The organism is Vibrio sp. QJM3NY_27 (assembly GCF_057785955.1).
Map to the genome: position 1 here is coordinate 2,410,423 of NZ_CM173511.1, position 12,275 is coordinate 2,422,697.

A 12,275-nucleotide genomic window follows, 5' to 3' on the forward strand; every position below is an offset into this window, starting at 1 on the left:
TGTATGAATTAGTGTATTGTAACCATCTTGTCACGATTACCAAGAATTTCTCATCATTCCTGCGGTTATCTGTGTGATTAAACATCAATGGAATGACGAACATAATAAAAGAAAGAAGGATAAGCACAGTGGATTACCCAATCTCTACAGATGCCCTCAAAGATAAAGTAATTTTGGTTACAGGTGCCGGTGCTGGCATTGGTCGCCAAGCCGCACTAAGCTTCGCTCAACATGGTGCAACTGTCATTCTGTTAGGCCGCAATGTTAAAAACCTTGAATTCATTTACGATGAAATCGAAAGTGCTGGTTACCCTCAGGCTGCGATCATCCCGCTAGACCTCAAAGGAGCAACAAAGCAGAACTACATTGATATGGCTGAAACCATTGAATCACAGTTCGGTCGTTTAGACGGCCTACTGCATAACGCAGGTGTGCTTGGCACGTTAAGTCCATTTGATCAAATCGATGAAGAAACGTTTGATGGCGTTATGCAAATCAACGTTAAAGCTGAATTTCTAATGACTCAAGCATTACTGCCTGTCATTAAGAAAGCTGAAGCGGGTCGTATTGTCTTTACCTCTTCAACGGTTGGTCACTCTGGCCGTGCGTTCTGGGGCACTTACGCGATTTCTAAGTTTGCTACCGAAGGCATGATGCAAATCCTAGCGGACGAACTTGAAGACACCAACATCCGTGTAAACGCGATCAATCCTGGCGGCACTCAAACACGCATGCGTGCAAAAGCGTACCCAGGTGAAGATGCGAACAAGCTGAAAACGCCACTCGACATCATCCCGCTGTACCTACACTTAATGAACCCAAGTGTGACAGACATTAATGGCCAATGTATCGATGCTCAACCTAAGTAACTGATATCATTAACCAACAGTAAGAAGCCGCTTCCATAGCGGCTTTTTTTGCATCTAAATCAATCATCTAATATTTAGTTCATCTGATTTTCGTCATTTTTCTTTGCATCTTTTTCATTGTCAAATATACTGTATAAATATACAGGTATTTAATTATGCATGAACTAATAAAAAACTTACAAGACCGCCAGCTAATCTGGACAGGGTTACAATCAACAGCGCAAGGAAGCACTACTTCAACAGGCTATTCTCAATTGGATAAACAGCTTGATGGTGGCTTTCCGACGCATGGTGTTATTGAGGTTGAATCGCAACAAGGGATCGGCGAACTTCGCCTGCTTACACCCTATTTAGCTCAACAAAACTTACAAAAATTGGCCATCTTCATTAACCCACCGGGGAAGATCTGTGCTGAGTTTTTTAGCAGCCAAGGTATTGAACTAGAGAACATCCTCGTTATCCAACCTCAGCGCGATCTCGATGCATTGTGGGCAGCAGAGCAGTGCCTTAAAAGCGGCGCCTGTCACTCGGTATTGCTATGGGGAGCCGATCTAGAAATACACCAAACCAAGCGCCTGCAAGCAGCAAGCGAAACCGGTAAGTGTCTGCAATTTCACTTTAAGGCCAGCAGCCATAATCAGTTATCCCTACCCGTTTCTCTAAGTATGAAGCTGTCTTCTCACGCCCAAGGGTTAAAGGTTGAGGTCACAAAAAGGAAAGGCAGTTGGTCATATGGCTTCTTTATTCTAGACATGAGCCAAAATTGGCCGTTACTCACTGAAAAAATCACCCTTCAAGACAGTTCACATAGTGCTTTATCAAATAACACCGTGCTGGCTTTTCCTATTGCGAAACAAGGCTAGCGTATGTTGTGGCTTTATCTGCACTTTCCATCTCTGCAGTTGGATACTTTGTTTAATTCTGAGCTATCTAACTCCGAGAAAGTTCACTCTAATGAAGAGTCACACGAGCAACCTATTATCATCGTGGATGAAAAAGATCACCGTGTGCTGCAAGCTAACCAAGCTGCTCTGCAATCGGGAATTTCACTTGGTATGGGGCTAGGGTCTGCGGCGGCGCTTTGCCATAACTTACACGTCCACCCTTACAGTATTGAGCTAGAAAAAAGCAAGCTCAAAGAGATCGCTCAATGGGCGTATTTGGTCACTTCTGACATGGCTTTACTACCACCGAATGGTTTGTTGATTAAAGCTTCTAATATGCTGTCACTTTACGATGGGTTAGATAACTACTGGCATGAGCTCAAAAGCCACTTAGAAACGCTCAATATCCAGTTCAGCTTCGCGACGGGTTACTCACCACTTTCTGCGATCCTTTTGGGCAAGCAATCCATCAACCAAGTCACTAATAATGTTGAGCAAATGAAAGCATGGGTCAATCAACAAGCATTGAGTTCTAGTGAGTTGCCAACTAAGCAAGTGGAGCGCCTGAACCGCGTCGGCATTAACTTAGTGGATGACCTATTGAAACTGCCTTTGCAAGATGTCGCACGTCGCTTTGATATCGATTTAGTGAATTATGTTGGTCGCCTTAACGGACAGTTCAAGCACCCGATTGATTTCTATCATCCACCGGAGAATTTTCAGCAATATCTCGAGCTATTGTTTGATATTGAAAACATCCTGTTTATCGAAAAGCCGTTACTGAAATTATTAAATCAACTCGAGTGTTTTTTGAAACTACGCGACCGAGTGGCTTTCGAGTTAACGCTGACTTTGCATCTGAGAGATAAAGACGACCACCCTGTCTCTTTCTATTCAGCACAAGGCGATTACCTTGCTGCAAAGTGGGCGAACCTGACTCATCTAACCTTAGAATCACTGAAGATCACGGCACCGGTTCAGGGGCTGACTCTCTCTTTGATTCGTCATGGAGAACCGCAAATGGCCTACCGTGATCTTTTTGATGGCAATACAGGAACACTTGCCGCGTTAGATTTGCTCTCACTACTGCAAGCAAAGCTTGGGCAACCCTGTATTCAAACACCGAAAATACAGCACGACCCAAGGCCAGAAAAGGCCAATCAGTACTCGCTCCCAACACTGAGTAAGTCTGTGGCAAAGAGGCAAACACCCACAGAGTTCGAACAGAAAATAGCAACTCCCAACATCAGCCAACAGCGACTCAGGCCCAGTATTTTGCTGCCAGAGCCCGAAGCCTTAACCGAAAGCGTCACCCTGTCTCAAGGTCCTGAGCGCATTGTTTCTGGCTGGTGGGATGGCGAGAAAATCATTCGTGACTACTTTATTGCTCACAGCGAAAACGGTCGGTGGCTATGGATCTTTAGAACGCCAGATAAACAGTGGTTTTTGCACGGCTTATTTAGCTAGCTTGTAGGAAAGTAAGTCAGTAAGAAAGCTCGTCTGTAAGAAAGTCAGTGAGAAACTTCGTTAGCTCGTCCGTTCCACTTACTCAATTTCAACATCCCTTTTCAATCATGTTCACTCGCAATGGTTAAGTGAGATTACGTTATGTCTCAGCAATACTCAGAGCTATTTTGCCAAAGTAATTACTCCTTCCTTGAGGGAGCCTCACACGCAGAAGAGCTTGTTTTACAGGCCGACTTCTTACGTTACAAAGCACTCGCTGTCACTGATGAGTGCTCAGTGGCGGGCGTCGTTAAGGTTCACTCTGCAATCAAGCAACATAAACTGTCGCTCAAGCAAATTGTCGGGAGTATGTTTTGGTTAAATGAAGAGTGCCAAGTAGTGTTGTTATGTCCGAATAGAACGGCCTATGCCGAGCTGTGCCGTATTATTACCAACGCGAGACGTCGTAGCAGCAAGGGACATTATCAGCTCTCTGAGTGGGATATCATGTCGGCTAAGCATTGTTTTATTCTTTGGCTCCCTCAACAGAAAAATGAAGACGCACACTGGGGGCAATGGCTCTCCCAGCATCATCTAGGTCGGTTGTGGATCGGCTTACAACGACACCTAAAACAAACCGACCAGCAGTACATCGATTACTGTGTCGAGCTGTCACAACATCATCACCTGCCGATAACGGCTTGCGGCGGTGTATTGATGCACAATGCTAGCCGCTTACCCTTGCAGCACTCACTCACTGCGATCAAGTACCAAAAGCCCATTACTGAAGTGGGCAGTCACTTACTGGCCAATGCCGAGCGCTGTTTACGAAGCATCAATAAGCTCTCACGTATTTTCAAAGCGGAATGGCTAGAAGAGAGCAACCGAATCTCAGAACTGTGCGAATTTGAGTTAAACAGTTTGCGCTACGAATATCCCAGTGAACTGATTCCTCAAGGTGAAACACCCATGAGTTATCTGCGCATGTTGGTCGAAAAGGGAAAACGGGCTCGCTTCCCACAAGGTGTACCTAACGACATCCAACAGATCATAGAGAAAGAATTGGGGTTAATTGGCGAGCTTGACTACCCTTTCTTCTTTCTCACCATTCACGACATCGTGATGTTTGCCAAAAGCCAAGGCATTCTTTACCAAGGTCGAGGTTCAGCGGCCAATTCCGTGGTCTGTTATTGCTTAGAAATCACCTCAGTCGACCCAAGGCAGATCTCGGTGCTGTTTGAGCGTTTCATCAGTAAAGAGCGCGATGAGCCGCCTGATATTGATGTCGATTTTGAACACGAACGCCGTGAAGAAGTCATCCAATACATCTACCAAAAATACGGTAGAGAAAGAGCCGCGCTTGCCGCAACGGTCATTTCATATCGCTTCAAAAGTGCAGTAAGAGATGTCGGTAAAGCGTTAGGACTACAGGAAACCCAACTTGATTACTTCATAAAGAACACCAACCGCAGGGACAAAAGCTTAGGTTGGCAGGCACAATTAACTCAATTAGGACTACAACCTGATTCGTTGAAGGGGCAACAGTTTATCCACTTGGTGAATGAGATCATCGGCTTTCCACGCCATTTATCTCAGCACGTCGGTGGCTTTGTGATCTCTTCTGGGCCTTTGTATGAACTGGTTCCTGTCGAGAATGCCGCGATGCACGAACGAACCATAATTCAATGGGATAAGGACGATCTAGAAACCTTGGGACTGCTTAAAGTCGATGTGCTTGCACTGGGTATGCTCTCTGCGATTCGTAAATGTTTCGACCTAATCAAACGCATTCATGGTCGCTTACTAACGATCGCAGAGATCACTCGCCTCAAAGACGATCCTCAGGTTTACGGCATGATTCAACGGGCAGACACTGTCGGGATATTCCAAATTGAGTCACGCGCTCAAATGAGTATGCTGCCAAGGCTTAAACCGAGGACTTATTACGACTTGGTGATTCAAATCGCTATCGTACGCCCAGGGCCTATTCAAGGTGATATGGTGCATCCGTTTCTAAAACGTCGAGATGGTATTGAGCCCATCAGCTATCCATCTAAAGATGTGGAATCGGTACTGTCACGCACTTTAGGCGTGCCGATATTCCAAGAACAAGTGATTAAGCTCGCGATGGTCGCTGCAGGGTTCACCGGTGGTGAAGCCGATCAGCTCAGACGCGCGATGGCCGCTTGGAAAAAAAATGGCAACGTCTTTAAGTTTAAAAACAAGCTCATCGAAGGGATGCAAAAGCGAGGCTATGAGACAGAGTTTGCTGAACAGATCTTTAAACAGATATGCGGCTTTGGCGAGTACGGTTTTCCTGAAAGCCACTCGGCTTCGTTTGCAGTATTAGCGTATTGCTCAGCTTGGTTGAAATATTACTACCCAGAATGTTTCTACGCTTCTTTGCTGAATAGCCAGCCTATGGGTTTTTATAGTCCCTCACAGTTGGTACAAGACGCACAACGACATAGTGTGGTGGTTCTTCCGGTATGTGTAAACGCGTCACAAGACAACCACATAGTCGTTGAACATCAGAATGGTTTAGCGATTCGCTTAGGGTTGCGACAAATCAAAGGATTCAGCGAACATGGAATTCAAAGTGTGCTCGCCAATCGCCCGCAATCCGGTTATCGCCACCCTAGCCAGGTGAAACAGTTGTCGATGAATAAGAAAGATATCGAGCTACTGGCATCGGCCAATGCGCTACATAACGTCTCGGGAGACCGCTTCCAGACGCGTTGGGCAATGATGGACTCAGCCTCTGATCTGCCTTTGTTTAACCAAGTCGATAACTATGCAGAAGATGATAATGGCGAGCTCTCATTGCATCAACCCAATGAGATGCAAGATCTACTCGAAGACTTCACCAGTGTCGGAATTTCATTGAACAAGCACCCAATCACTTTGCTAGAAGAAGCGGGACGATTAGGTCGATTCACACACATGAAAGACTTAAAACAGCAAAGACACAAATCCATGGTTACGGTTGTCGGGTTAGTCACGGGTAAGCAATCACCTGGCACCGCAGCTGGGGTCACCTTTGTCACATTGGAAGATAACACAGGCAATATTAATGTTGTGGTCTGGGGAGCCACCGCGCGCGCCCAACAACAAGCTTATCTCACAGCCAAGGCTTTAAAGGTACAAGGGATATTAGAAAAAGAAGGGGAGGTCGTGCATGTTATCGCGGGTAAGCTCATCGATATTACCGAGGAGATTGTTGGCTTGAACACCAAGTCTCGGGATTTTCATTAGCGATGTACCAACTGTTTTTCGATCGTTCATTGACTAAGAAACGATAGACGGAGAAACGAAAAAGGAAAGAAACGAAAAAGGGAAGCATCAGCTTCCCTTCAATTCAATTTGTTGAGTTATGACTCAACTTCAGCTTCCGTACGTCTTTTCTTAAATTCCCTATACAGTAATAAGCTCAAAGTCATTACGACTTTAGAAGTCAACCATATCATTAAGAGGAACTACCTTAGATTGTGTGTGAAAAGTTACGCTAGTAGTTGAGCATATTTCGTTAAGAAAAATATGCTGCATGAATATTAGCAAACACTTTCCATAAGGTCACTCAAAATAACCGTACAGCAGTCTTAATTATAAAATCTGACGCATTCGCTCTTGAGTCACTTCAACCAGAAGGTCCGGTTGGAACTTAGAAATAAAGCGATTACACCCTACTTTCTCAACCATAGCTTCATTAAAACTTCCACTTAATGAAGTGTTTAGCGTGATGAACAGGTCATGCATTCTTGGATCCGTACGCACTTCATGCGTCAGTTTATAGCCGTCCATTTCAGGCATTTCAGCATCGGTGATCATCAACAATATTTCTTGATTGATGTCTTTACCTTCATCACACCAGCCCTTAAGTAAGGTCAGAGCTTCTAAACCATCACAACATTCAATAATGTTCAAACCCAGCTGCGATAAGGTACCTTTAATCTGGTTACGCGCGGTTGAAGAGTCATCAACGATAAGTACATTACGTCCAACCATTTCATTGGCAAGTTGCTCATCTAAAACACCGTCAGAAATCGAAACATCATAATCGATGATTTCAGCGAGTACCTTTTCAACATCAATAATCTCAACGATTTTGTGCTGCTCTTCTTCTTGAATATGCGTGATAGCCGTCAGGTAATTGGCACGACCCGTTGTCTTTGGAGGCGGCTGAATTTCAGTCCACGTCGTATTCACGATATTACGCACTTGCCCAACCAAGAAACCTTGTACAGTTCGGTTGTATTCCGTGATGATCAAGTTATTTTCTTGAGTCTCATCTCGTGACGGTGGGAAGCCAATCGCGCTGCGCAAATCGATAACAGGCACCGACTCACCACGTAGAGACGCAACACCCGTAATATGATGGTGAGAGCCCGGCAAGCGAGTGAGTACTGGCACCTTTAGGACTTCTTTCACTTTAAATACGTTAATCGCAAATAGTTGACGACTGTTTAAGCTGAATAACAAGAGCTCCAGACGGTTTTCACCGACCAGTTTGGTTCTCTGATCAACCGAATTTAAAACGCCAGACATACAACACCTTAGTGACAAATAATAACTGTGGCTACAATAGCCTACTTCAATAGGTTAAAGCAAAGCGCCAATGCACAGAATGCTTAAACTAAGTACAACAAATGATGTTATACAAAGCTTAAGTACATGGAAAGGTTTCGGGTGAGGCTAAAAGACGAGTATAAGGAGTTAACCTTCAACAACTTTCATTAACAGTTGGCCATCATATAAGGCTTGTTTAACAAGCGCAGCACCAGGCATGGTTGCTTGTTTATAGAATCGAGATTCCACCAGCTCTAAATCTTGATGGTAAACCGATAAACTCTGCTCTTCGATACACTTTTGAATCGCAGGGTACAACACGCTTTTAGCCTGATTGATAACACCACCCACCAAGATTTTCTCAGGGTTGAAAAGGTTAATCACAATCGCTATCGCGGCACCTAAGTAACGACCTAACTGTTCAATAACTTCAACAGCCAATGGATCGCCATCAGCAGCGGCTGCACAGATCTGTTCGATAGTGACGTCTTCAAACACAGTTAATGATGATGCTTCACCATTAGCCAGTCGCTCTTTCACTTGATCACGGATCGCCTGAGAACTCGCGACTGTTTCTAAGCAGCCTCGGTTGCCACAATGACAAAGTTTGCCCTGCTTATCGATCTGGATATGCCCAAGTTCACCGATATTACCGTGGCGACCTTGTAGCACTCGGCCGTCGAGAATGATCCCAGCACCTACACCATGGTGAATCGAGATAAGAACAGAATTATCGTTGTCTTGTGAGTGACCAAACAGCTTCTCTGCTAATGCCCAAGCTCGGGTATCATTGGCAATAAAGACAGGCAGACCTGTTTCTTTGTAAATCTCAGGACCCAACGCTAAATTTTTAACGTTGTAGTGCGGCATCTGCAACACAATACCTTGCTCAGAATTCACAAGGCCCGGTAGCGTAACCGCAATGCTTGTTACCCTATCGAGTTGCTCAGCATAAGTTTGGAAAAATTCATCAATTTCATGTAGAAGACGCGCAAGCACATCATCTTGGTCACGTTCATGAATATCAATCTTGGTATCGATAAGCACGTCGCCACCCAATTCATGGAGCGCGATCGTCAAGTATCCGCGACCAAGACGCATCGACAGAAACTGCCAACCTTCGTTATTGGTTTGCAGACCGACAGCAGGACGCCCACGAGTCGTGGCTTCTTGAACCGTCGTTTCGTGAATAAGGTGAGCTTCAATGAGTTCACGGGTAATTTTAGTAATACTCGCCGGAGCCAACTCACTTTGCTTGGACAGATCGATACGAGAAATAGGACCTTTAAGGTCAATTAGTTTATATACACGACCAGCATTGACCTGTTTGATATGATCAATATGGCCCGGTTGAGCCATGTACATTTTACGCTCCAGAAATCATCAACGAGTTAATTTTTTTACTTTGCGAAGTAATTGTGAAGTCACTTGGTATATCGCCGTGACCAGTATCACGTATATACATGAATCTTTGTGTATCGAGTCAAATAGTTCGAGGAAAATTAACACCAAAATCGATAAATTGAGACTTAATTTTCAGAATAAAACATCGTTATTGAGCCCTGAATTCAATAATTAGAGACAAATAATGAAATATCTCCCTAGCTCCCAATAAATAATCAATTAATGCATATACTTAATTCAGTCTTTTAAAAGATTACTTGGCCTCACTCTAGGAGTATTCATGACAGCCGAATTAAGAAAAACGAAAATCGTCACAACGCTAGGCCCTTCTACTGATAAAGGTAACGTGCTTGAAGAGATCATCAAAGCCGGTGCCAATGTCGTCCGTATGAACTTCTCTCACGGCACCAGCGACGACCATATACAACGCGCAGAAAACGTCAGAGCAATTGCAAAAAGACTTGGCACTCAAATCGCTATTCTCGGTGACTTACAAGGCCCCAAGATTCGAGTATCGACATTCAAAGATGGCAAAATCCAACTTGCTGTGGGTGACAAATTCACTCTCGACAGTAGCCTAGGTTTAGGTGTAGGCAACCAACAAGCAGTCGGTCTTGATTATAAAGAATTACCTAACGACGTTTCAGCTAACGACATCCTGTTACTCGACGATGGTCGTGTTCAGCTGAAAGTGACCGAAGTGGAAGGCTGTCGCGTTCATACAGAAGTCATCATTGGCGGCCCACTGTCAAATAACAAAGGCATCAATAAAAAAGGCGGTGGTCTTTCCGCAGAAGCGCTGACAGAAAAAGATAAGCGCGACATCGTCACCGCAGCCCAAATCAAAGTGGATTACCTCGCAGTGTCTTTCCCACGCAACGGCGCAGACATGCACTACGCTCGTCAGCTTGCACGAGAAGCGGGATTAGAAGCTCACCTTGTAGCAAAAGTAGAGCGAGCAGAGACGGTAGCCACTGTTGAGAACATGGATGACATCATAATGGCCTCAGATGTGGTCATGGTGGCTCGTGGTGACCTCGGAGTAGAGATTGGCGATCCTGAGTTGGTCGGAGTACAAAAACAGCTTATACGCCGTGCTAGAGCGCTTAACAGAACCGTAATCACCGCAACTCAAATGATGGAATCAATGATCTCAGCACCAATGCCAACCCGTGCCGAAGTGATGGACGTTGCCAACGCCGTACTGGACGGCACCGATGCAGTGATGCTTTCAGGTGAAACCGCCGCCGGTGATTACCCGGTTGAAACAGTGAAATCAATGGCCGAAGTCTGTATTGGCGCAGAGAAAATGGCAGGAATTAATAACCAATCTAATTACCGTATTGACCGTACTTTTGTCACCGCCGAAGAAACCGTGTCGATGGCAACCATCTATTCTGCAAACCATATGGAAGGCATTAAGGGCGTAGTCACTCTCACCGAGTCAGGCCGTACTGCATTGATGATGTCTCGTCTAAGTGCTGATATGCCTATCTATGCACTATCTCGTAACGAAGGAACGCTTAATCGCTGTACCTTGTACCGCGGTGTAACACCTATCTACTTCGAGACAGAAGCCGAAGATAGCTTTGACATTGCCCTATCTACGCTCACTTGCCTAAAAGAGAAAGAGCATCTTAAGTTTGGCGATCTCGTGATCGTCACTCAAGGCGACATTATGGATGTGGCGGGCTCAACCAACTGCATGAGAATCTTGCCTGTTACTTAATCAGTTAGTGTTTGATTAGGTCAGTTCGTTGATGAACGACCCTGCCAAGATCAAAAAAGGGTTATCGAACCAAGTTCAATAACCCTTTTTCATATCAGAACACGACTCACTAACGATCGGGTTAAAACAGCATGATGAGCTAACAGTATGTTAACTTATCAACTTCAAGCATTACTTCTCAGCAGCAATGGTTGCCAACTGTGGCATGTGTGAACTGCGGGCATTTTCCGTAGAGGTATAAGTTTCTACAAATCGGTAACCCGCTTCTAAACCCATGTCGTAATCGTGCAGTAAATCTTCTTTATTACTCATTAATGAACTTGATTTCAGCGGCTTACTTGGGGCAATTTGCACGACAAACGCATCGTCTGGTGGGGAGTTCAAAAAATCCTGAGTCAATGAGTAAGTTTGGTAATGTACCATTAGCATATCAGCCAAACCGGAATCAAACTTATCACCAATTAAATGACTTAATCTATAGATGTCATCCGCCCCAAATAGCCATCGACCACCATTAAGTAAATCCAAATGTGATCTGTCGCGCTTCTGTTCTTTTGAACTGAGGATTTGTTGTTGAAAGAACGAGCTCCAATCGGTTTTCCACTGTTCCACTTTTTGCTGCCAATGACCTTGAACACTGTCAAAAGATTCCCGGAACCATTCCAACTCTTCAGCTGATATTGGTTTGGGTGTTTTTAATCCCGTACTGTTAACTCGAACCTCTTCCTCTAAAGGTGGCTCAGTTCTGATCACTACAATGGAACGGGCTTGTCTACGCCACGCTTCTTGAACCGGGATACAAGCGGATACACCACCATCAACATAAGCGTTATCGCCAATGAATATTTCATCGCTATACAAACGTGGAATGGCGCAAGTGGCAATCATCACCTTGTACCAGTCTTCACCAAGCAAAGGGAAATAATGATCTCGAAGATCTTTCGAAGCGGTGACCGCTGCAAAAAAATGTCTGTCACCCAGCGTTTGCCTACCGAGGTCAAGATCAAGCTTATATGGGTACGCCATGATTTGTTCTAACGCCCATTCTAATCCTAGGTTCTTTCTGTGTCGTATATAAGAAAAGAGATTAAAGAACTCTGGTGAAGTCGTGAGGTCGAGAACGAAAGAGCGGCCAAGGCCTTTATCGCGGCACAGATAAGCGCATAAGTTGAGAGCGCCCGCTGAAGTACCAAAAAATTCATCGAAGGGGTCAAAATTAGAAAGAAGAAAGGCATCCAGCACTCCAGAAGTAAAAATACTTCTCTGTCCGCCACCTTGAGCGACCAGGGCTGTTTTTCCAGCAATAAACTTAGCGTAGTAATCCAAGTCTATTGCTGCATCAATATTGGTTATAATCCCACTATTCATGATTCCCTG

8 protein-coding genes are annotated in these 12,275 nt (G+C 44.7%); 5 read left to right on the forward strand and 3 right to left on the reverse strand.

Annotated elements, in window-relative coordinates:
- Positions 1-128 precede the first annotated feature (128 nt).
- The 4 genes from AC3CIA_RS10660 (at position 129) to AC3CIA_RS10675 (ending at position 6,454) form a co-directional block, all read left to right on the forward strand.
- Entirely contained in the window at positions 129-869 is a 741-nt protein-coding gene (locus AC3CIA_RS10660) for a YciK family oxidoreductase (RefSeq protein ID WP_004736577.1), read from the forward strand.
- Between the two features lie 155 nt (positions 870-1,024).
- On the forward strand, positions 1,025-1,732 hold the full coding sequence (gene imuA / locus AC3CIA_RS10665; RefSeq protein WP_488518103.1) for a translesion DNA synthesis-associated protein ImuA: 708 nt from the start codon (positions 1,025-1,027) through the stop codon (positions 1,730-1,732).
- A gap of 3 nt (positions 1,733-1,735) precedes the next feature.
- Positions 1,736-3,220 carry a Y-family DNA polymerase gene (locus tag AC3CIA_RS10670; protein ID WP_488518104.1) on the forward strand — a complete coding sequence of 495 codons (1,485 nt, stop codon included), beginning with the start codon at positions 1,736-1,738 and terminating at the stop codon, positions 3,218-3,220.
- 141 nt (positions 3,221-3,361) lie between these two features.
- Positions 3,362-6,454, forward strand: a complete 3,093-nt coding sequence (locus AC3CIA_RS10675; protein ID WP_488518105.1) for an error-prone DNA polymerase — start codon at positions 3,362-3,364, stop codon at positions 6,452-6,454.
- Between the two features lie 348 nt (positions 6,455-6,802).
- Here AC3CIA_RS10675 and AC3CIA_RS10680 read toward each other — a convergent pair whose 3' ends face one another.
- Positions 6,803-7,744, reverse strand: a complete 942-nt coding sequence (locus tag AC3CIA_RS10680) for a chemotaxis protein CheV (protein ID WP_004736572.1) — start codon at positions 7,742-7,744, stop codon at positions 6,803-6,805.
- A gap of 168 nt (positions 7,745-7,912) precedes the next feature.
- Positions 7,913-9,130 carry a sugar metabolism global transcriptional regulator Mlc gene (gene mlc / locus AC3CIA_RS10685; protein ID WP_017084008.1) on the reverse strand — a complete coding sequence of 406 codons (1,218 nt, stop codon included), beginning with the start codon at positions 9,128-9,130 and terminating at the stop codon, positions 7,913-7,915.
- Positions 9,131-9,449: 319 nt separating this feature from the next.
- Between mlc and pyk the strand changes: the two genes are divergently transcribed.
- The gene (pyk, locus tag AC3CIA_RS10690) at positions 9,450-10,898 is read left to right on the forward strand and encodes a pyruvate kinase (protein WP_017085832.1); all 1,449 of its coding nucleotides are present in this window, start codon (positions 9,450-9,452) and stop codon (positions 10,896-10,898) included.
- Between the two features lie 171 nt (positions 10,899-11,069).
- Here the strand turns inward: pyk and AC3CIA_RS10695 are convergent, their stop codons facing one another.
- Positions 11,070-12,266 (reverse strand): patatin-like phospholipase family protein, encoded by a 1,197-nt coding sequence (locus tag AC3CIA_RS10695; RefSeq protein WP_488518106.1) that lies wholly within the window; start codon positions 12,264-12,266, stop codon positions 11,070-11,072.
- Positions 12,267-12,275: the final 9 nt, after the last annotated feature.